This is a genomic window from endosymbiont of Lamellibrachia barhami, from assembly GCF_011947365.2.
Taxonomy (GTDB): domain Bacteria; phylum Pseudomonadota; class Gammaproteobacteria; order Chromatiales; family Chromatiaceae; genus QGON01.
Genome location: NZ_JAAVSH020000001.1, coordinates 1,242,548 through 1,266,190 on the forward strand (window position 1 = coordinate 1,242,548; position 23,643 = coordinate 1,266,190).

11 protein-coding genes are annotated in these 23,643 nt (G+C 56.0%); 7 read left to right on the forward strand and 4 right to left on the reverse strand.

The window, feature by feature from the left end:
• Window positions 1-206: 206 nt before the first annotated feature.
• Entirely contained in the window at window positions 207-6,260 is a 6,054-nt protein-coding gene (locus G9Q73_RS19470) for a Calx-beta domain-containing protein (protein WP_177418925.1), read from the forward strand.
• 79 nt (window positions 6,261-6,339) lie between these two features.
• Window positions 6,340-7,923: a c-type cytochrome gene (locus G9Q73_RS05630; protein ID WP_177418926.1), complete on the forward strand. Its 1,584-nt coding sequence runs from the start codon at window positions 6,340-6,342 to the stop codon at window positions 7,921-7,923.
• Between the two features lie 208 nt (window positions 7,924-8,131).
• On the opposite strand, the gene G9Q73_RS05635 is transcribed toward G9Q73_RS05630, so the two are convergent.
• The 4 genes from G9Q73_RS05635 to G9Q73_RS05650 form a co-directional block, all read right to left on the reverse strand.
• Window positions 8,132-11,050: a Calx-beta domain-containing protein gene (locus G9Q73_RS05635; protein ID WP_177418927.1), complete on the reverse strand. Its 2,919-nt coding sequence runs from the start codon at window positions 11,048-11,050 to the stop codon at window positions 8,132-8,134.
• A 224-nt stretch (window positions 11,051-11,274) separates the two neighbouring features.
• Window positions 11,275-13,320 (reverse strand): ankyrin repeat domain-containing protein, encoded by a 2,046-nt coding sequence (locus G9Q73_RS05640; protein WP_177418928.1) that lies wholly within the window; start codon window positions 13,318-13,320, stop codon window positions 11,275-11,277.
• Window positions 13,307-14,626 carry an NAD(P)-binding domain-containing protein gene (locus tag G9Q73_RS05645; RefSeq protein ID WP_177418929.1) on the reverse strand — a complete coding sequence of 440 codons (1,320 nt, stop codon included), beginning with the start codon at window positions 14,624-14,626 and terminating at the stop codon, window positions 13,307-13,309. Before G9Q73_RS05645 ends, G9Q73_RS05640 begins: the two co-directional genes overlap by 14 nt.
• A 450-nt stretch (window positions 14,627-15,076) precedes the next feature.
• Window positions 15,077-15,733 (reverse strand): response regulator, encoded by a 657-nt coding sequence (locus G9Q73_RS05650; RefSeq protein ID WP_177418930.1) that lies wholly within the window; start codon window positions 15,731-15,733, stop codon window positions 15,077-15,079.
• 452 nt (window positions 15,734-16,185) lie between these two features.
• On the opposite strand from G9Q73_RS05650, the gene G9Q73_RS05655 reads away from it, so the two are divergent.
• From G9Q73_RS05655 to G9Q73_RS05675, 5 genes are all read left to right on the forward strand, one after another.
• Window positions 16,186-16,371 carry a hypothetical protein gene (locus G9Q73_RS05655; protein WP_177418931.1) on the forward strand — a complete coding sequence of 62 codons (186 nt, stop codon included), beginning with the start codon at window positions 16,186-16,188 and terminating at the stop codon, window positions 16,369-16,371.
• A 437-nt stretch (window positions 16,372-16,808) separates the two neighbouring features.
• Entirely contained in the window at window positions 16,809-17,735 is a 927-nt protein-coding gene (locus G9Q73_RS05660; RefSeq protein WP_177418932.1) for a transcriptional regulator, read from the forward strand.
• Between the two features lie 62 nt (window positions 17,736-17,797).
• Complete coding sequence (locus tag G9Q73_RS05665) at window positions 17,798-18,559, forward strand: cytochrome c3 family protein (protein ID WP_177418933.1); 762 nt, start codon at window positions 17,798-17,800, stop codon at window positions 18,557-18,559.
• Window positions 18,560-19,017: 458 nt separating this feature from the next.
• Window positions 19,018-20,589, forward strand: coding sequence for a cytochrome C (locus tag G9Q73_RS05670; RefSeq protein WP_246345049.1), 1,572 nt, complete (start codon window positions 19,018-19,020; stop codon window positions 20,587-20,589).
• Between the two features lie 53 nt (window positions 20,590-20,642).
• A complete protein-coding gene (locus tag G9Q73_RS05675) occupies window positions 20,643-22,928 on the forward strand; it encodes a cytochrome C (RefSeq protein ID WP_177418934.1) in 2,286 nt (761 codons plus the stop codon).
• The last annotated feature ends 715 nt before the right edge of the window (window positions 22,929-23,643 follow it).

The window sequence follows — 23,643 nt, forward strand, 5'->3', positions numbered from 1 at the left end:
CCATCGGTATGCTTCGTTTCCGGTTACGTATTGCTCTCCAATCCAGTGGCGGCAAGGTACATGGGCGCAGAGCAGCACCACGGTAACCATCACCGATGACGACGTCGTAATGCCGGTACCTTGGATCACAGAGTGCCGCCGCAATTGTCGGAGAGTGGTCCTGCTGTCACGCTGACTGTGGATACACCGGCGGCTCGGATGGCACGGTGACGGTCGACTACGCCACGGCGGATGTCACTGCCACAGCACCGGGAGACTACACCGCGCTCAACGGCACACTGACCTTCCTCGAAGGGGAGATCAGCAAGACAGTCACGCTGACTCCGACCAATGATACGACCTGGGAACCGAGTGAAGACTTCTCCGTCACCCTGAGCAATCCAGTAGCGGCAAGCCTGGGCACCCAGACCAGCACCACGGTAACCATTACCGATGACGATACACGGACTTCTGGCACCCTGGCTCTGAGTAGTGCAACCGCAACCCTGTCGGAGAGCGGTCCGGCCGTGATTATGACCGTGAACCGCACCGGTGGCACTGACGGCACTGTATCCGTGGACTATACGACTGCGAATGAAACCGCCACTGCACCGGGAGACTACACCGTCCTCAATGGCACCCTTACCTTCCTCAATGGAGAGACCAGCAAGACAGTCACACTGACCCCAATCAATGATGCGACCTGGGAGCCGAGTGAGACCTTCACCCTGACTCTGAGCAATGTGGTGGATGCCAGTCTGGGCCTGTCCACTGCCACGGTAACCATTACCGATGACGATACACGGACTTCAGGTACTTTAGCCCTGAGCAGCGCCACCGCAACCCTGTCGGAGAGTGGTCCTGCTGTCACGCTGACTGTGGACCGCACCGGAGGCTCGGACGGCACGGTGACGGTCGACTACGCCACGGCGGATGTTACTGCTACTGCAGCCAGTGACTATCAGGCAATCAGCGGTACATTGACCTTCCTTGACGGTGAGTTGAGTAAGGCCCTGACCTTGACCCCAACCAGTGACACGACCTGGGAGCCAAGTGAGACCTTTACCCTGACGCTCTCCAACCCGGTTGATGCCAGCCTGGGTCTGGCCACTGCGACAGCGACCATCACCGATGACGATACACGCAATGCCGGCGCCCTGGCCCTGAACAGCACTACAGTGACCCTGCCAGAGAGTGGTCCGGCGGTGATTATGACCGTGAACCGCACTGGCGGATCGGACGGCACAGTAAGTGTGGACTATGCCACGACGGATGGTTCCGCCACCGCGCCCGGTGACTACACTGCCATTAGCGGCACCCTGACCTTCCTCAACGGAGAGACCAGCAAGACAGTCACCCTGACCCCAATCGATGATGCGACCTGGGAGCCGAGTGAAGCCTTCACCCTGACCCTCTCCAACCCGGTGGATGCATCCCTGGGCCTGGCCACTGCCACAGTGACCATCAACGATGACGATACACGGACTTCAGGCACTTTAGCCCTGAGCAGCGCCACCGCAACCCTGTCGGAGAGTGGTCCTGCTATCACGCTGACTGTAGATCGTACAGGCGGCTCTGATGGCACGGTAACGGTCGATTACGCCACAGCGGACGGTACTGCCACCGCGCCTGGTGATTACACCGCGCTCAATGGCACGTTGATCTTCCTTGATGGCGAACTGAGCAAGACCCTGACCTTGACCCCGGCCAGTGATACGACCTGGGAGCCGAGTGAAGACTTCACCCTGAGCCTTTCCAATCCGGTTGATGCCACCCTGGGCGGACAGAACAGTACCGCGGTGACCATCAACGATGACGATACACGCAATGCAGGCGCCCTGGCTCTGAACAGCACTACAGTGACCCTGCCAGAGAGTGGCCCAGCGGTGATTATGACCGTGAACCGCACCGGTGGCACTGACGGCACTGTATCCGTGGACTATGCCACGACGGATGGTACCGCCACCGCGCCCGGTGACTACACGGCCATCAGCGGCACCCTTACCTTCCTCAATGGAGAGACCAGCAAGACAGTCACACTGACCCCCATCGATGATGCGACCTGGGAGCCGAGTGAGGCCTTCACCCTGACCCTCTCCAACCAGGTGGATGCCACCCTGGGTCTGACCACTGCCACAGTGACCATCAACGATGACGATACACGGACTTCAGGCACTCTGGCCCTGAACAGCGCCACTGCAACTCTGTCGGAGAGTGGTCCCGCCGTTACGCTGACCGTGAACCGCACTGGCGGTTCGGATGGGACTGTGACGGTGGACTATGCCACGACGGATGGCACTGCTACTGCGCCTGGTGACTACACGGCCATCAGCGGCACCCTGACCTTCCTCAATGGAGAGACCAGCAAGACAGTCACACTGACCCCAATCAATGATGCGACCTGGGAGCCGAGTGAGACCTTCACCCTGACCCTGAGCAACGCGGTGGATGCATCCCTGGGTCTGGCCACTGCCACAGTGACCATCAACGATGACGATACACGCAATGCCGGCGCCCTGGCCCTGAACAGCACTACAGTGACCCTGCCAGAGAGTGGCCCAGCGGTGATTATGACCGTGAACCGCACTGGCGGGTCAGACGGTACGGTAAGTGTGGACTATGCTACGACGGATGGCACCGCCACCGCTCCGGGTGATTACACTGCCCTCAATGGTACCCTGACCTTCCTCAACGGAGAGACCAGCAAGACTGTCACACTGACTCCCATCGATGACACGACTTGGGAGCCGAGTGAGACCTTCACCCTGACCCTGAGCAACGCGGTGGATGCCACCCTGGGTCTGACCACTGCCACAGTGACCATCAACGATGACGATACACGGACTTCAGGCACTTTAGCCCTGAGTGCCGCCACTGCGACCCTGTCGGAGGGTGGTCCTGCAATCACGCTGACTGTGGATCGCACAGGCGGCTCTGATGGCACGGTAATGGTCGATTACGCAACTGCGGATGGCACTGCCACCGCGCCTGGTGATTACACTGCCATCAACGGCACATTGACCTTCCTCGACGGTGAGTTGAGTAAGACCCTGACCTTGACCCCGACCAGTGATACGACCTGGGAGCCAAGTGAAGACTTCACCCTGACCCTGAGTAATGCGGTGGATGCATCCCTGGGCCTGGCTACTGCTACAGTAACCATCAGTGATGACGATACGCGAAATGCAGGCACCCTGGCCCTGAACAGCACTACAGTGACCCTGCCAGAGAGTGGTCCTGCGGTGATTATGACCGTGAACCGCACAGGCGGCTCGGATGGCACAGTAACGGTTGACTATGCAACAGCAGATGTTACCGCCTCAGCAGCGAGTGACTACACGGCCCTCAGCGGTACGCTAACCTTCCTCAATGGAGAGACCAGCAAGACAGTCACACTGACCCCAATCGATGATGTGACCTGGGAGCCGAGTGAGACTTTTACCCTGACCCTCTCCAACCCAGTGGATGCATCCCTGGGCCTGGCCACTGCCACGGTAACCATCACCGATGACGATCTACGCAGTGCCGGTACCCTGGACCTGAGCAGCGCCACTGCAACCCTGTCGGAGAGTGGTCCCGCTATCACCCTGACTGTGGACCGCACCGGGGGCTCGGACGGCACGGTAACGGTCGACTACGCCACGGCGGATGGCACTGCCACCGCGCCTGATGACTACACGGCTATCAGTGGTACGCTGACCTTCCTTGATGGTGAACTGAGCAAGACTCTTACACTCACCCCAACCGGCGATACCGTTTGGGAGCCGAGTGAAACCTTCACCCTGAACCTCTCCAACCCGGTGGATACCACCCTGGGTCTGGCCTCCGCCACGGTAACCATCACCGATGACGATGACGGGGTTGCACCGGTCATCACGATTCAGGATCAGGTGATTTCCGTTCCCTCAACGGGACCGTTCACTTCGGTTGATCTCGGGGTGGTGACAGCGCTGGATGATGTCGATGGTGCTGTGACTCCAGTGGCTGATCTGACCGGGCCGTTTGCGCCGGGACGTCATCTGATCACTTGGCGTGCCATTGACATTAGCTCAAATATGGCCTCGGTAGTACAGACAGTTGATGTGCTGCCCATGGTCAATTTCGGTATCGACCAACTGGCGAGTCCGGGATCGACGGTCGACATTCCCGTCTTTCTCAACGGCGATGCACCCGAGTATCCAGTTGTGATCGACTATCAGATCGAGGATTTTGACACGACCGACGGGACAGTGGCGCAAACTACTATTGCTGGAACGGTAAATATCGCCGCCGGCGCAGTGCCTTCAAATCAGGCGAGCATTCAATATCCGATCCAGAATGCCGGTGTCGCCAGGGTAGAGGTTACGCTGCTGAATACAGGTGCCAATGCCACCTTCGGTGCGCATAACGTGCATACCATCAATGTGAATGTGACAGAGATAAATCTGCCGCCTGTGGTCATCATTACCGGCTCGCAGAACAACGTGACCACAGCGACGGTATTTGGCGATGCGGGCCAGGTGACAATCACAGCAGTAGTGAACGATCCTAATCCGGCTGACACCCATACCTACGACTGGAGTCAAAGCGATAACGGACTAGCCCTACCGCTTGGGGCGCAGCCCACCAATACCGTTACTTTTGATCCTTTGGGTTTGGTGGATGGAACATACAAGGTGGTGGTCAGCGTGACCGATTCCGCCAGCAATACCATCACGGTGGATAAGTCGGTCAGGGTGCGTGTATCTGCCCCGATTTTCGACGACGACGGTTCTGACTCCGACAGTGATGGTATCAGCGACTTTGACGAAGGCGCGGAAGATGAGGATGAGGATGGTATTCCAGATTATCTCGATCCCCATGACGGCGACTATATTCTCGCCGGTCAGAATGGAGATTCAGATCATTTTCTGCTGATCACTGAGCCTGGTCTTAAGTTGGAGCTCTCCGAGGAGAAGATCAGAGATGATGACTACTCCGCCTACCTGGATGAGCAGGCGTTCATCGATCGGGTCAACGGTTCTGGTGGTGGTGTCGCGGATCCGCAGGATAGTTACACTCATGTAGGCGGTATCTTCGAGTTTGAAATCGAAGGACTTGCGTATGTCGGTCAGTCAGTGCGCATCGTCATACCTGTCCATCAGGCGATTCCCGCCAACGCGGTCTACCGTCTCTATACCGATGATGTGGGTTGGCACGACTTCGTCGTCGATGCCAAAAACAGCGTCTCCTCAGCACCGGGAGAGTTGGGTATTTGCCCGGCTCCGAGGGATGTGACCTACATTGCAGGATTGCATGAAGGGCACTACTGTGTAGAGCTAATGATTGAGGATGGCGGTCTTAATGATGCTGACCGTCGCGCCAACGGTAAGATCGAGGATCCCAGTGGTGTTGCAATCGTGCCCAGTTCGACTCCCACGACGCCCCAGACTTCTTCGGGTGGTGGCGGTGGCATCGGAGGCTGGCTATTGATTTTACTGCTAGGGGTTTGGCTACGGAACATCAGGAGAGAGTCGATGACAGGAATCAGATTGGGTACGGTAAAGCTGCTGATGGGTGGCGGATTCAGGACGTTACTCCTGGCTGGGCTATTGAGTGCTGGCATGGTTTCCACAGTGTCATCGGCGAACGGCCTGTTGTCTCTATACGAAGCGAGTGCGGATAGTGTCGCCGCAACCCTGAAACCGGACTGCGCCTTTCACGCACAGGGGGAGGCGGCTGACAAAGAGCGTGAATTTCCCACTATCGTCGGCGGTGTTAGGAGCGAGGAAAATCAACTTCGCTATCGCCGGGTTATCGCCAGTTCCAAGGGCTACAGACGTTCAGAGCATAACTACCGGATGCCGGAGCGTAAGCTGGTCTCCATGGATGGTCAGCCCACATCACTGGCCACAGAACTGGAGGGTGACAAGCCGGTGATGCTGAATTTCATCTTCACCACATGCACCACTATCTGTCCCGTCTTGTCGGCAACCTTTAGTCAGGTTCGGGAGTCGTTGGGATCCGAGAGCCGGAATGTGACAATGGTTTCGATCTCCATCGATCCGGAATATGATACGCCAGAGAGACTGAATGAGTATGCCCGTCTCTATGGAGCAGATGATCAATGGCGGTTTTTGACCGGCAGGGTTGAAGACATCATCGCTATCGAGAAGGCTTTCGATGCCTACCGGGGTACGAAGATGAGTCACGAACCCCTGACCTTTCTGCGGGCTGATGGAGATTCACCCTGGGTCAGGATTGAAGGAATTGCCAGTGCTGACGATATCGTCAAGGAGTATGAGCGACTGGTTTCACGTTGAAGGTCTCCTGAGAAAATATCTCTAAATGCATAAACAGACAGTTAGTGTAATCTTGGGCTTGTTTCAGCTATTGGTGCTGATGCAAGCCCAAACCGTTTGGGCTGCCGATCCAGATCGCCAGGAACTTGGCCGCAGGATGTTCATGGAGGGGGTACTGCCGTCAGGGAAGCCGATGACCGCCTACATTCAGGGTGATGTCAAGGTTACCGGTGAGCAGGTCAGGTGTGGCGCCTGTCACCGGCGTAGTGGCATGGGTTCCAGTGAGGGACAGCAAGTGGTACCGGCTGTTACCGGTAAATTGCTCTATAACCCGCTGCAGATCCCCACCAGCAGGCCGCCCGCCGCACCGATTTTGCGACCAGCCTACGACGACGATATGCTGAAGGCAGCCCTCATCGGAGGGATCGATGCCAATGGTGCTGCGCTGGATCCCAATATGCCCCGCTATTCGCTGACGGATGAGGAACTCAATGTCCTGCTCGAATACCTGAAGGAACTATCCGCTGAACCTTCTCCCGGCGTCTCCGAAACCGAGGTTCATTTCGCGACGATCATATCCGACAGGCTACCGAAAGCGGAACGCAAGGCGCTGATTGATGTCATGCAGACCTTTTTCAAGCAGAAAAACACCGAAACCCGTTACGAGAGTAAACGCTCAGCCAACCCGCCCTGGCATAAAAAATGGATCATGGGCAACTATCGGAAGTGGCGCCACCACGTCTGGGAGCTCAAAGGCGAGGAGAGCACCTGGCCGGAGCAACTGGCTGCACACTATCGCAGTCAGCCTGTCTTTGCGGTGATCAGCGGCGCGGTCAACGGAGACTGGCGGCCGATTCATGAATACTGCGAGGCCGAACAACTGCCATGTCTCTTTCCGACCACCGATCTTCCGGTGGATTCTGATCAGGACTTCTACTCCCTCTATTTTTCAAGAGGCGTGATCCAGGAAGGGGAGGGCGTGGCTCGTTATCTGCTTAATGCAGAACCGGAAAGGAAAAAGATCGTCCAGCTCTATAATGGTACTGACCGATTGTCGAAGGCGGCCGCTGACGCCTTCGCCGCACAGTTGGAAAAAGCCGGTGTCGGTATTACGTCTATCGATGTGGATGCCGGGGGTGGCGATGTGGACTCGATTTCCGCAAAGGACTGGCAAGGAATCGTAGCAGTCCTCTGGCTGTCCCATGAAGCCATGCAGTCATACCAGCCTTGGCTGGAAGGTAAAAATGGACCCGAACAGATCTATCTCTCTACCACCCTCTACCGGGATCGGGCCAGCAGCCTGCCTGAGGGGTTGAAAGGGAAGACCCGATTCGTTCATCCCCATGAATTGCCGTCTCGTATGCGGCGGTTGCTTGTCAGGTCAACGGGATGGTTTCGGGCAAAGCGGATCTATGCGTCAGATCATCAGCGGATTCAGGCAAACGCCTTTTTTGCACTCAAGGCTGCCGGCGACGCCATGACACATATCCGTGGTTACTTCTTCAGGGACTACTTCATCGAACGTATCGAACACATGGTCGATAATGCCCCCTATACCTCGGTCTATCCACGCATCAGCCTCGCCCCGGGGCAGAGATTCCTCTCCAAGGGGTACTACATTGCCAGGGTGACCGCGGGTGAACGGGGTCGACTTGTCCCGATCATGGAGTGGGGTGCGCGCTGATCCTCACTGCAAAACGCAGCAACTCTTCAGCCCATGCTGGATACAGCGATACTGTGTAGGATGCTGGTGAGGAACGAACCGCATCATTCGCGACAGATGCGCATCGCTACGCTCAGCACATCCTACGATTCCGTGTTCCCCACACTTTTGTGGGGTAGCTGAAAGTTACAAAACGCATAGCATATGGACGAAGCCACGTTGAGGGTGGTCAGGGCGTCGCGCCATCTTCTGCCGGTTGCGTAACCTGTCTGCCGGTTTGATCCAGATCTGAAGTTTTGCTCTGGCGATCCAGTTGCCGGTCTTGTCCTTTGCAGTCCTGGTTGATGCCGTCTCCCTCTGTTTTGATGCCGTCAGGATGGAGGCGCGTCTCAGCTTCGCTGCAATCAGTGCCGGGTAGAGGGTCGTCACCAGCCACGTCGGCATCGGCGGAAGAGTGCAGTTCGGTGTCGTCGTCAGGCTTTAACAACGCATCACCGTTGACATCCAATACACCGAGGAAATTACCGATAGCGAAGCTGAAGGATCCTGCCTGTCCCTTGCTCCCGTTGGCTTCTTGTGCCGTGCCGCCGGCTGCAATGCGGCTCTGGGTTCCTAGGCTTCCGCTGCTGGAACCGCCGGAAAGACCGCCGTTCACGCCGGCGCTGAAGAGGCCGACGCCGGGTTGGGCATCGTCGTCACCGATTCTGATCAGGGTTGCGGAGGTCTGTCCCAGTGCAGAGCCGCTGGAGGGATTGTAGAGCGCCAGGGAGAAGGTCTCGGTAGATTCGAAGATGCCGTCATTCAGAACCTCCACCTCAAACGTGCGGCTGTTCGCCCCAGCGAAAAAGGTAAGGGTGCCGTCTATCTGGATGAAATCGTCCCCCTCTACAGCGCTGCCGGCCGCAGTCCTGTAATCCACCGAATAGGAACCTGAACTGTCCCCCAGACGCTGTACCGTGATTTCGACCCGCCCGTCAGACTCATCAACATTGTACTGGGAGGCGGAGAAGGTGAAAGTTGGCAATGTCTCTCCGGCGTCGTCATCCAGCAGGCTTACCGTGGTCGCAGCCGGGACTCCCAGCGTGGCTCCACCGGTGGCATTTGAAAGGATCAGATCGAATGTTTCGTTACCTTCGTATGTGTCGTCATCCAGCAGGTCTACCGAGATCAAGCTGCTGGTCACGCCCTCTTCGAAGGTCAGGGTGCCCGTCTTTGGTTCGAAATCGGCCCCTGCTGTCGCTGATCCACCTTGGGTGGCGAAGTCAACGGTGATTCGACCGGAGCTGCCGCCCAGACGCAGGACGGAGAGAGTGACCTTGGGGTGGCTCTCGTTAACCGCATAGGATAAGGCCTCGAAGATGAGGTTCCCGGGGCCGTCGTCGTCCAGGATTGTGACTGGGACGCTACTGCGCCCACCCAACACTGCTCCTCCCTGGGGATTGTAGAGGGTGACCTGGAAACCCTCATCCATTTCGTCTTCGCTATCGTCCAGAATTGTTATGTCAAAACTGCGGGCGGTCTCTCCGTCGCTGAAAACCAGGGTGTCGGCTCTTTCCAGGTAGTCGTGGCCCAGGCCGGCAATGGCGGAGATGTCGCTGGTCTGAAAGTCCACGGAGATCTCGCCCACACTGCCACCGATGCGGTATAGGGTCAGGGTCAGGGTTTTCGTCTTTTCGTCGATGCTGTATGCCTTCTCCCCAAACATCAGGATGCCGGCCCCGCTCAGGCCGAGATCGTCGATTAACCAGTTATAGGCACCGGCCACATTGAGCAGCCCATAGCCGAACTCGCCGTCTGCGCCTGCCGGGCCAATATCGATAGAGGATTCCAGCAGCGAAGTTTCGAGCTGGGAGACGGTGGCAGAGGGGAAGGCACTCTTGAGAAGTGCGATAGCCCCGGCTACATGGGGTGCGGCGAAGGAGGTGCCGGAGACTACGTTATAGGTGAGCGGCAACCTGTCGGCAGTGAAGATATTCTCACCGGGGGCGACCAGCTTGGGAAAGGTTCCCCCGTCGCAGGCACCGGGACCACGGCTGCTGGAGATAGCGATGTCGTTATAGCTATCCACCGAGCCGACCGAGACTACAGTGGGATCGTTGGCCGGACTGATGCTCGATTCGGCATTGGGTCCGAAATTGCCCGCGGCGAAGATAACTGAGATGTCAGCCTCTTTCAGTAGCCGGATATCTTCTGCGAACTCCTGGTAGCATTCGTTGATGGTGTTGGCGAACCCCCAGGAGTTGTTGATCACGTCCGGCGCATCGTCGGTAGTGGGATCGCCATCGGGATCCAGCATCCACTGAAACGCCTGGTGGATCGCGCTCAGTGTTGCCTGATTGCTGTCGTCGAAGATCCGGGCGGCGATCCACTCTGCTTCGGGAGCGGCGCCAATCTGGTAACCGCTGGCGCTACCGCCGAGAATCACGCCGGTGGCCTGGGTGCCATGACCGGTAAAGTCCACCGGCAGACTGTGTTGGCCGTAGGGATCGAACCAGCTATTGTCACCGCCTCGCCAGTTATCGATCAGGTCTGGGTGATTCATGTCGACGCCGGAGTCCATGACCCCAACCACGATCCCCTGCCCCTCGAGTCCTGTCTCCCAAAGTGACACCGCGTTGATACTCTCCAGGTTCCACATGGGGAGTCCTGAGGGGCGGTTGCCTGCGGGGGCGGCCAGGGTATAGACGGTATCGATAGAAATGCGCTCCACGCCGGGCAGGGCCGCCATCTCCTCGATCAGGTATGCCGGGATCTCTCCTGCCAAGGCGTTGATGGCCCATAGCGACTTCAGCGGCCGCGGTTCCCCCCGCGCCTTGAGAAAGTGTCTGAGCAGACGCTTGCCCCGGCGCGCCTTGCGCTTCATGGTATCGACAATCAGCGCCCTTTTGGCATGTTGCCGTTTAAGGCGGTGCCCCCGTCTACCCTCCGGGCGATCAGCGCCGACGATCATTTTTACCTCTTTTCGAAGCGCACGGATATTCAGTTTGTCACTGAACCGGATGATTACCGGCAGATCTCCGGTAGAGCGGGCGGCGGTCAAACTGCTTTGCAAGACCGGGGTGAGCGTGGCTGCAGGAATAGATGGAGCCACCAGCCACAGGAGCAGCAGCAGATTGAGTGGAGGGGTGGATGTAATCCGCAAAACCATGGTGTACGACTTTTCGCGCCTATGTGGCCCGAGAGGGGGTGATGGGCGGGAGTGGTGCTTTCGCCCTTTTGCGACCCATCTCAAACGGGAAAAAAGTGCCTGAGTAGGGATTATAGGCAGTGGGGGAGTGAGCTTTTATACCGCCAACTACTACTTGTCGGTACGTGTTTCTACTACTTGGCTCTGGAGGCTACAGCTCCCGGCGCGAACCCAGCCAGAGCCAGTCAGCGCGAGAGGCGGAACATATCGAGCCACTCTGACCCGGATCCTGTCTGCTCCAGCCGTTCGACGATGGCCGTGTGGTTGTTGAGTCGGGCCAGATCAATTGCCTGTTCGCGTTTTTTATTTCTCAGATTGGGATTGGCATTGCCAGCAAGCAGCCGCTTGATGACTGCCTGGTGTCCCTCCCGCGCCGCGAGCATCAGGGCCGAATCGCCGTTGTGGTTTCTCAGGTCGGGATTGCTGCCCTTTTGCAGCAGCATAGCGACGATCTTTTCGTGTCCGAGGTGGGATGCCATCATCAGCGCCGTATTGCCGGTACTACCTGTCTGGTCGATGTTGCCGTTGTCCTTGAGCAGAATATCAACCATGCCTGCTTCGCCCCGGGACGCCGCGAGGATTAATAGCGTCTCTTTCTGCCGATATTGGCGATGGATATTGGCTTTCTTTGTCGATAGCAGTTTCAGACCTTCCAGGGTTCCCCGTTTGACTGCGAACCAAAGAGCATCGTGCCCTGAGTCATCGATGCTACCGGGATTGGCCTTGGCGTCCAGCAGCATCCGGATAAAGTCAGCCTCTTCCATGCAGGCTGCGAGCATAAGGGGGGTTGTGCCGTCTCGTTTCCTGCTATCGGCTGCTGCACCTTGATCGAGCAGTAATGAAACAATATCCCGATGCGCGTTCTTCACTGCCGTTAGTAGCGGTGAGGTGCCGTCATTCAGCGCCGCATCGACCTTTGCGCCTCGGGCGAGCAACTCCCGTACAATCTTGATCTGTCCCTTTTTTGCCGCATGGAAAAGGGGCGTGGCTCCCTCTTCTGTGGCAATTTCGGGATTGGCCCCAGCCTTCAGCAGCCGCTGCACGATTTTTATCTGTCCCTGCCAAGCGGCCCGGGCGAGGGCGGTAAGGCCTTCGGGATCCTGGGCGTTGATGTCGGCACCCTGTTTCAGCAGGGCGTCGACCAGGGAGTCGCTGCCGCGCCAGGCCGCAATATTGAGGGTTGGCCAGCCGGCAAAGGGCTGTTCCTCGCCCGCAACCACCAAGCCGTCAGAGAAGTCGGAGAGTTGCGGTGTCCGCTTGCTGACGCGCTGTTTGACCGGTGTGGGGCGTTCTATTCCCGCCTGTTCCAGTTGGATCACCACGGTGTGATGTTTTCGCCGCCAGGCCAGCTGCATGGCTGACTGCCCCTTTTTGTTGTCGGCTCTTGGATTGGCGCCCCGCTTGATCAACAGTGCTGTGACGGCAGTCAGTCCCTTGCCGGCGGCAAGGATCAGGGCGGTATTGCCCACCGGATCCCGTTGCTCGATGTCGGCACCGGCATCGAGTAACAGACGCGTCTCTTCAAGCTGGCCAAGACGGATGGCAGTATGCAGCGGAGTGTTGCCCAGTCTGTCGCCGATGGAGATATCGGCACCCATTTTCAATAGCTCGGCGACAGTTTGTGTATGTCCGTTGAGTACCGCCGAGTAGAGGGCGGTGCGCATATCTGAGTCGGTGGCGTCGATATCTGCCCCTTGCCGCAAGAGTTCACGCACAAGTCCCAGATCGCCGGAGGCCGAGGCATCGATCATGCGTGCAGAAATACCTTCGCCGTTTTTTGCGGCCATGCTTGCGGTGAGTCGCTCAACTTTTCGCTTTGCCTGGCGATGCCCCTGTTCCGCTGCAGTCTGGTACCAGCGCAGGGCCTGTTCCCGGTCGGTGGTGACTCCCCAGCCATACTCATAAAGATTGCCCAGGTTGTATTGGGCTTTGGCAAAATCCTGCTTCGCTGCTTTGCCGAACCAGAAGAAGGCCTTGGAAAAATCCTTTTTTACCCCTTTTCCGGCCCGGTACATGCCTGCAACGGCATATTGAGCCTTTGCATCCCCAGCCTCAGCCAGTTGCTCGTAGATCTCTACCGCCTTCTCGAATTGGCGCATTCGCACTGCGGTCCGCGCCTCTTCCAGTGTCTCCGCAGCAACCGACAGGGGCATGATGGAGAGCAGAAGAGAGCAGAGCAGGGTAACGGTGAAACCCGGGAAATGCCGGAGATTGCGATCATGCGGTGCCATGTTTTGTGTCGACTTCTACGCCTATCTGTTTCAGGAATCCGGTCGGCAGTATACCGCCGGCGCAGACGATGGCCGCATCGTTAGGTATTTCGATGAGGTCTTCCTGTTGTTCAATGGTGACTTGTTTCTCGGTGAATGACTTGACGTTTGAGTTCATCAGGACCTGCAAGGTTCCATTCTCATCTGCAGTTTCCACCTTCTGCCGGTTTTTCTTTTTGGCCCGTGAGAAGGAGCCGCTGCGGTAGGAGAGGGTGACCGTAGTCCCCGGTTGTTCCGCGATGGAGGTGGCGGCCTCCAGGGCGCTGTCACCGCCACCCACCACCAGGACGTGTTCTCCCCGGTATTGTTCCGGGTCAATCAACCGATAGACAACCTTGCTCTGCTCCTCCCCTGGTACACCGAGTTTACGTGGAGTGCCGCGGCGGCCGATAGCGAGTAATACCTTGAGTGTGTTGTACTCGTCCTTCGAAGTGGTGATCCGGTATCCTGCCTTGCCGTGCGGCTCGATGTTTTCCACCTTCTCCTGGTAGCTGATGTGGATCCCGGTCTTTTTTTCCACCCGGCTCCAGAATTCGAGGAGTTCCTCCTTAGTGGTTTCGGTAAACTTTACCTTGCCCACCAGAGGAAGTTCCACCGGTGCCGTCATCACCAGCTTGCCACGGGGAAACTGAAACACAGTGCCTCCCAGAGAATCCTGTTCCACCACCAGGTAGTTCAAGCCCAATTCGTGCGCCCGAAGCGCGGCGGAGAAACCCGCCGGACCGGCCCCCACGATGACTACGTCGTAGTCATGGGGGTGTTGTGGGTTACGGCCTTCCATTAATGCATCGAGCGCCTTGACTCCCTGTTCGATAGCGTTGCGGATCAGACCCATGCCTCCCAGTTCCCCGGCGATGAAGATATCGGGCATGGTGGTTTCAAAGTTGGGCTTGAGCACGGGGATGTCGACTCCCCTCCGTTCGGTGCCGAATACCAGGGTGATGGCATCAAAAGGACAGGCGGTCTTGCAGGCGCCATGGCCGATACAGTTGGTGGGTGCGATCAGCTTGGCCTTGCCGCCGATCAGTCCGAGAACAGAGTGGTTGTTCTGCTCGGGGCAGGCACTGACGCAGCTGCCGCAACCCATGCACCGCTTGGGATCTATCACCGGATGCAGGGAGGCTGGCTCGGTCAGACCGGCTTCCGATTCCTCTTGCCAGATTGAGTGGCTGTGGCGATGTTTAAGCTTCTTCAGACCCAGGTAGATGCCCCAGATCAGGAGCAGGGGGGGGAGGTAGTAGCTGAGGAGCAATACGGACTCTTTCATATTTTAGCGTAGCTGTAGGGCAGTTACGATGTAATCGGCGGTTTGATGAAAATATTGAATAATCATATACGAGGCGAAGTCGTAATGAGCGGAACTATGTTGAATTCTGCACAACAGGTGGCCAGGAAATGAGTCGTGGTGGATTACAATGGTGCCGCTGGATTACGGTCGGTTTTCCGGCTGGTGACTGACATTGCCCGATATTTTGCTGTTATATGCCGACTGGATCAACTGCGACAATCGGATTTTTTCTCCAGAAGGGTGGGTAAAGAGAAAGGATTTTTGCGGAAACTGTATGGCTGTCCCAGGCCCTTGCCGGCAAGTATCAATTTGCGGGTGGCGCAATACGCCGGCAAGATAGGGCAGGAAACAATCCTGCCTGTCTGGGAAAATCGTGGCAATCTCTCGGTTTACACTTTATTTCTTGATCCTGCTGTCAAAAAGTAACGATCAGTGGGAGACGATGCCTTTATTCAAGGCATAAGTGGTAAGCGCCGATGCATTGTGAAGATCGAGTTTCTTCATCAGATTGGCCCGGTGTTTTTCCACTGTTTTGATACTGATACAGAGGAATTCTGCCATGCTCTTGTTGGTGTGCCCCTCCGCCACCAATTTCAGGATCTGTTTCTCACGCTTGGTGATGGTGTCCCATTCGGTCGCAGGTTCAGAATTCTTTTGACCGATCAGATATCCCTGCACAACTTTGTCGGTAATGTCGGGGCTGAGGTAGGTCTTGCCATTCATTACCCGTTCAACCGCGACCAGGAGTTCAGAATGGGTTGCATCTTTGAGGATATATCCGTTAGCGCCCGCATTCAGGCTTGCCAGGACATACTCCTCCGCATTGTGGACGGTTAATACCAGGATCTTTGTCTCAGGAAACCTTTTGCGTATCTCCTGCACGGCGTCCATCCCGTTCATGCTGGGCATATTCAGGTCCATGATCGCCAAGTCCGGTTTCTTGTCCGCGACACAGCGAATGGCTTCGCGTCCGTTTTCCGCTTCTCCGACGACACTGTAATCCGAAGTGCCTTCCAATAGCGACTTCAATCCTGCCCTCAGAATTGTATGGTCTTCAGCGATAACGACTCGTAATTGTTTTTCCATGCACCCCCCCCCACAAGCTGCAATTAGCGGAATTTAGTACTTGATTTACTGGACGAAAACGATCCCCTTTTACTCGATACTCATGTCGGCAGGATTGTCTGCGTCCCTAATGCACTAGGGATTATAGCCAAACTTTCCCTGGATTCATTCGGCGTTATTGCGCAGTTTGCTGTTCAGTGCAGCCCTGATAATGGGATGTCAACACGAAATATACATATTCGTAGTCCTAGTATTAAGGTAAGTCATTGTTTATCTGCAATATACTGGATTTGCTATTGGTTACTACCCCACAAGACAACTGGGGTGTTTACCTACCTGTTAAATTCATCTTTTCCAACTGGGAAACTAGGAGATTTTCAGTCCGATCTTGCCCAATATTACCGGCAGTTATTATTTTTTCTATCATCTAAATTTTCACTATTAAGAGAAGAAAAGCTAAGAGGTGCTTGAAGATGACTGGAATTGGTCGACCGGAAAAGGTCAACGACGATGCGACAGCGGTGGCGTCCTATACGATCGCTGCACTTTTACTCGTATGTAGCGTCGCTATGGTTTTTTATTTTGAGAATATCGAGGTCGTACCTGCCACCACGGCAGAGGTGGAGGCGTTGATATACCAGGATTCGGAGTGTACGTGATGAGTTTTTACATCTAAATACAGCTTATCAAATAGATGTTTTCGCTGTTTGGCCTGGAGTCGCATCGGGAGGGGGCGGGCAATCCTGGTCAAGTGGCTCATTCATCCAGCCTGCGCCGCTCGGCGTGGCATAAATTTGCAATTTCAGCCTGAGATAGACACAGCAGCTCAGGAACAATGCGAACTGTTTCATGTTTCAGCACTGCACAGCAGCCATGGTGTGATCGAAGGCTCATGTTATGGGATTCGTTGCCGATCAGGTGTATGCAGGGAGCGTCGGGCCAGTTAAAATGTAACCGTAATTGGTAAATAATTCCCAAATATTAGCGGTGGTTTTTTCGGGCAGCCGAATCGGCGTCGCCAAGAGGCAGCTTCTACACAGAAGCAAGACGCTATCGATATGGAAACACCAGACAATTATAAACAGGCGAAGTCGCAATGAGTGGAATTGTGTTGAATTCTGTGAAACAGATAGAAAAAAAACGGGCTGCGGCCGACGGTAGCGATGTGCTGCCAGAAAATGGTCAGTTTTCAGGTTTCGGGGGCTGGTTGCTTACGCTATTTGTTACGTTAGTGCTCTATTCTGGCTGGATCAACCGCGATGAACTGATCCTGACGCCTGAAGAGGGACTGGGATATGCGCTCGGCATTGTTGGCGGAAGCATGATGCTGCTGCTGCTGCTCTATTCGTTGCGCAAACGGGTTGGGTGGATGAAGCAGATGCTCACCGTGAAATTCTGGTTTCGTTTCCATATGTTAATGGGTGTGCTTGGCCCGACCCTGGTGATGCTGCACAGCAATTTTCATCTCGGTTCGCTCAACGGCCGGGTGGCCTTGTTCAGCATGATTACCGTGGCGATCAGCGGTCTGGCGGGCCGTTTTGTCTATTCCAGGATCCACTACGGTCTCCATGGCGGCAAAATCAAATTTAACAGACTGAAATCGGATTCCGCGTTGCTGACCCGCAAACTTGGCCGGTTGTTCGAACTGGCGCCAGGGACCAAAGAGCGCCTGGCCCGGTTCGAAGGGCGGGTCGTCAACGTGCATGAAAGCCTGTTCAAGAGCTTCGTCAACTGGCTGCGCATCCGTATCGAGGCCCCTGTACTTTACAGGCACATCCAAAGGGAGTTTAACCGGCAGCTAAAGCAATCTGCCAAGGAATTGGGTTGGAAGCCAGAGCGAACCCGCAGCTATAGAAAAACCGTAAGGTTGCTCATTGGCACACACAAGCGAGCCTCGGTTCGTATTCTTGAACTGCATTTTTACGAGCGTCTCTTTTCCCTGTGGCATGTCCTGCATCTGCCGCTGTTTTTCATGATGCTGGTAACCGGGTTTATCCATATCTATGCAGTCCACATCTACTGAGAGAGAGCCTTGACCGGTTCTGTGACATCATTTTGCGGCTCCCATATACCTTCATTTTGCTGATGTTTGCTTTCGTCCCAAATACAACCGTCCAGGCCTTTGGGGTTTTCGATCGCCTGTTGATGCCAGGTGACGTGATCGAGGGGCATGCGGCGTTTGAGGATGAGTGCGAAAAATGCCACGAAAAGCTTGAACAGAAAAGACAGAGTCAGCTCTGCCTTGGCTGCCATGACCACGCAAATATCGCCAGCGATATTAAGCTGAAGGAGGGTTACCACGGTCGCAAGGCGCAACCCGACAAGGTTTCATGCAAGCACTGTCATACTGACCATAAGGGGCGCGGCGCACGGGTGGTATTGTTCGATGAGAGCTCCTTTCTACACGAAGCGGCGGATTTCAAGTTGAAGGGGCTGCACAAACAGGTCCCCTGCAACTCCTGTCATGAACAGGGCAAAAAGTATTTCGTAGAGTTTTCCTTATGTGTCGACTGCCATAAGGAGGCCGATCCTCATCGCGGCGGTCTGGGTGAGAAGTGCGATAAATGTCATGTGGAGCGTGGCTGGAAGCATTTTGATTTCGACCACAACAAAGACACCGAATACAAGCTCGAAGGCAAGCACCTGGATCTCAAGTGCAAGCTTTGCCATCCCGGTGAGCGTTACAAGAAGACACCTAAGGAGTGTCATCTTTGCCATCAGATCAATGACATCCATGGCGGCAGTTTGGTGAAAATGCAAGGAGTGCCACACCACCGAGAAGTGAACGAAGTCAGGTTCGGATCACGACCGCGATACCAAATACAAGCTGCAATACCGGCATCGTAACCCCCGTTTTGCAACAGTTGCCTGCCAAAGGGCCTCTTCTGTACAAGAAAAACTGGAGGCGATTGTTACGCCTGCCACCGCCTGGATGACGTGCACGAGTGTGAACGGCAGGAGTGTCACAACTGTCACCCATCAAGGGTGGGCTGAGATCGGTTTTGATCACGCAAGATACTAAATTCATCCTGACGGCCGCCATAAAATTGCCTTGCGAGGCCTGGGTCATACCTCTGTGCAGAAAGAGAAACAGGCGCTGGAAAACCACCTGCATCGCCACCGTCATGCCGATGATGATGCATAAGGAGCAACAGGGCAGCAGTGTGTGTCCGGTGTCACAGTCACCGATGGCTGGGACGCGAAAGTTTTTTTCGACCACGATCTGACCCGCCCGTTTCTTTAATCGGCCAGCACAACGCGCTGGCCTGTGAAGAGTGCCATCTCTCCAGCGTAGAATACAAGTGATGAGAAGACCGGAGTGCGTCTCTGCCACTCTGGTGATGATCGCACGATGGGCGTTTGTCCGGCAGGCCTTTGGGGTTTTCGATCGCCTGTTGATGCCAGGTGACGTGATCGAGGGGCATGCGGCGTTTGAGGATGAGTGCGAAAAATGCCACGAAAAGCTTGAGCAGAAAAGACAGAGTCAGCTCTGCCTCGGCTGCCATGACCACGCAAATATCGCCAATGATATTAAGCTGAAGGAGGGTTACCACGGTCGCAAGGCGCAACCCGACAAGGTTTCCTGCAAGCACTGTCATACTGATCATAAGGGGCGCGGCGCACGGGTGGTATTGTTCGATGAGGGTTCCTTTTTACACGAAGCAGCGGATTTCAAGCTGAAGGGGCTGCACAAACAGGTCCCCTGCAACTCTTGTCATGAACAGGGCAAAAAGTATTTTGTAGAGCTTTCCTTATGTGTCGACTGCCATAAGGAGGCCGATCCTCATCGCGGTGGTCTGGGTGAGAAGTGCGATAAATGTCATGTGGAGCGTGGTTGGAAGTATTTTGATTTCGACCACAACAAAGACACCGAATACAAGCTCGAAGGCAAGCACCTGGATCTCAAGTGCAAGCTCTGCCATCCCGGTGAGCGTTACAAGAAGACACCTAAGGAGTGTCATCTCTGCCATCAGATCAATGACATCCATGGCGGGCAGTTTGGTGAAAAATGCAAGGAGTGCCACACCACCGAGAAGTGGAACGAAGTCAGGTTCGATCACGACCGCGATACCAAATACAAGCTGCAATACCGGCATCGCAAACTTGCTTGCAACAGTTGCCACAAAGGGCCTCTGTACAAGAAAAAACTGGAAAAGGATTGTTACGCCTGCCACCGCCTGGATGACGTGCATCGAGGTGTGAACGGCAGGGAGTGTCACAACTGTCACTCCATTAAGGGGTGGGCTGAGATCGGTTTTGATCACGCAAAAGATACTAAATTCATCCTTGACGGCCGCCATACAAAATTGCCTTGCGAGGCCTGTCATACCTCTGCGCAGAAAGAGAAACAGGCGCTGGAAACCACCTGCATCGCCTGTCATGCCGACGATGACGTGCATAAGGAGCAACAGGGCAAGGTGTGTGTCCGGTGTCACAACACCGATGGCTGGGACGCGAAAGTTTTTTTCGACCACGATCTGACCCGTTTCCCCTTAATCGGCCAGCACAACGCGCTGGCCTGTGAAGAGTGCCATCTCTCCAGCGAATACAAGGATGAGAAGACCGAGTGCGTCTCCTGCCACTCTGGTGATGACTCGCACAAAGGGCGTTTGTCCGAGCAATGTGAAACGTGCCATTCGCCGAACGGATGGACGATATGGATGTTCGATCACAATGCTCAAACAGAATTTAAGCTCGAAGGCAGCCACGAAGGGCTGAACTGCCATGCCTGTCACCGGGAAAAAACCTCGGACAAAAAGTTGGGCAAGGATTGTTACAGCTGCCATCGGCAGCAAGATAAACACCGCGGAGCCTACGGCAGAAAATGCAAACGCTGCCATAGCAGCGACTCCTTCAGCGAAGTGAAAATGAAATGATTATTGCGATAAACGCACATGGTGGGACTAGACAAATGGCAAAGGTAAACCTGATGAGAAGCAGATCGATCGGCAGAATGGTGACGATGCTGCTCCTTACCCTATCCCTGACGGCATTCCAGACCGTTTGGAACAGTGCATCCGCTGCGGAGTCCTTCGATCATTTTATGACCGGTTTTCCCCTGACCGGCGGTCACAAGCGGGTCGAGTGCGAGCAGTGCCATACCAACGCCATCTTCAAAGGGACGCCCACCCGTTGCGCGAGTTGCCATAATGGCGCCCGGGCGGAAGGCAAGGGGGCGAACCATATCAAGAGCGAAGATACCTGCGATAACTGCCATACTTCGTCAACCTGGCGGGTAGCCCGTTTTGATCACGGCAGTGTCACAGATACGTGCGAACGTTGCCATGATGGGAACAAGGCTGCGGGCAAGACAGTTGCTCACATAGCGACTACCAATAACTGTCAGTTCTGTCACTCATCCTTCAGTTGGCGCAAGGTTCGAAGGGTCGATCATGTGGCGGTTCTCGGTACCTGCACCAGCTGCCATAACGGAAGTAGGGCATTGGGCAAGGCCAGCGACCACCCGCAGACCACTGCACAGTGCGATACCTGCCACTCCACTGGTCGGTGGGCGATCGCCAAGCTCGATCACACCCAACTTGACACCGCTTCCTGTACACGTTGCCACAACGGCTCCAAGGCCACCGGCAAACCGGGCAGGCACATCAGGACTACCGAACAGTGCGATACCTGCCACACGACTCAGACTTGGCGTGGCGGTGTCTTCGATCATGCCAATGTTGCCGGCACCTGCTCCTCCTGTCACAACAGCGTCAATGCATCCGGCAAAGGCGGCAAACACATCAAGACCAGTGCCCAGTGCGACACTTGTCACACGACCCAGACATGGCTTGGCGGCAGCTTTGACCATGCTGATGCAGCGGGTAGCTGCAGCTCATGCCACAATGGGGCGAATGCCACCGGCAAGCACTCCACGCACATTGTGACGACGGGACAGTGTGACACTTGCCACACGATCCAGACCTGGCGCGGCGGCAGATTCGATCACGCCAATGCAACGGGTAGCTGCAGCTCCTGCCATAATGGTGCGAACGCTGCGGGCAAGCACTCAACGCACATTGTGACGACGGGACAGTGTGACACCTGCCACACCACGCAAACCTGGCGTACCGGTACCTTCGATCATGCAAACGTCACTGGCACCTGCAGCTCCTGCCATAACGGCAGCAGCGCCACCGGCAAGCACGGCGCCCATGTGACCACAGCTTCCCAGTGCGACACCTGCCATATATCGACCAAGGCCTGGACCTCGGTCAACTTCAGGCACGAGAGCGCGGCTGGCAGGTGCTCCAGCTGTCATAACGGCATCACTTCAGTCGGTAAGAGTGCCGGCCATGTGAATACTGCTGCCCAGTGTGATGTCTGCCATACCTCGGAGGCGAACTGGAAGAGCGTGCGCTTCGATCATGGGAGTGTGAACGGTACCTGCTCAAGCTGTCACAATGGCGCCACGGCGACCGGTAAACACTCAGGCCATGTTCAGACCAGCGGCGAATGCAGTCGTTGTCATATCTCCAACTCGAATTGGACCAGCGTGCGTTTTGACCACGGTGCGGCAAGCGGTTCCTGCAACACCTGTCACAATGGGACGACGGCCACCGGCAAGAACGCCGGTCATGTGCAGACCGCCGCCCAGTGCGATGCCTGCCACACTTCCCAGACCTCCTGGAGCAGTGTGCGCTTCGACCACAGCAACGTGACCGGCAGTTGTGCATCCTGCCACAACGGTTCCACCGCGACCGGCAAGCACAGCACTCACATTCAGACAACTGCTGCCTGCGATACTTGCCACACCACCACTACAACCTGGCTCGTGGGTACCTTCCGCCACGATGGCGTGGCAGGCACCTGCAGCAGCTGTCACAACGGTACATCGGCTACGGGCAAACACTCCAGCCATGTCTTAACCACTGGCCAGTGCGATAGCTGCCATATCTCGACCAACGCCTGGAATACAGTGCGCTTCGATCATGGTCTGGTCTCCGGCAGCTGTGCGAGTTGTCATAACGGCACCACGGCTACCGGTAAACACAGTGGTCATGTGCAGACGACTGCCGGCTGCGAAACCTGCCACATCTCACAGACAGGCTGGACCGCCGTGCGTTTTGACCACGCCGGAGTCACCGGTAGCTGTGCGAGTTGCCTTAACGGCACTATCGCTACCGGCGCTAATAGTGCATCATGCAGACCACCGCCGGCTGGCGTGAAACCTGCCACATCTCACAGGATTTTGGCTGACCGCCGTGCGGTTTGATCACGCCGAGTCACCGGTAGCTGCGCGAGCGCCACAACGGCAATTACCGCCACCGCGCACAGTGGTCATGTGTGCATCACCGCCGGTTGCGATACCCGCCATATCCTCTCTCAGACGGGTTGGACCGCAGCGTTTTGACCACGCCGGGTCACTGCAGCTGCGCTAGCTGCCACAACGGCACCACGGCTACCGGCAAGCACAGTGGCCATGTGCAGACCACCGCCGGCTGCGAAACCTGCCACATCCTCGCAGACGGGCTGGACCGCAGTGCGTTTTGACCATCGCCGGAGTCACTGCGCTGCGCGAGTTGCCATAACGGCACCACGGTTGGGTCGGCAAGCACAGTGGCTTATGTGCAGACCACCGTTGGTTGTGATACCTGCCATATCTCGCAGACGAGCTGGAGCGCGGTGAGGTTGACCACGCCGGCGTTACGGCGGCTGCGCGAGCTGCCACAACGGCGTTCACCGCACCGCGCACAGCAGTCATATCTGCGACCACGTTTGCTGTGAACCTGTCATCTCGCAGACGAGCTGGACTGCAGTGCGCCTGACCATACCGGAGTCACTGGCAGCTGTGCGAGCTGCTGTCATAACGGCAACATCACACCGGCAAACACAGCAGTCATATCCAGACCACTGCCGGTTGATACCGCCATATCTCGCAGACGAACTGACCGCAGTAGCAATACGTAACTGAACGGGAAGTACACCAT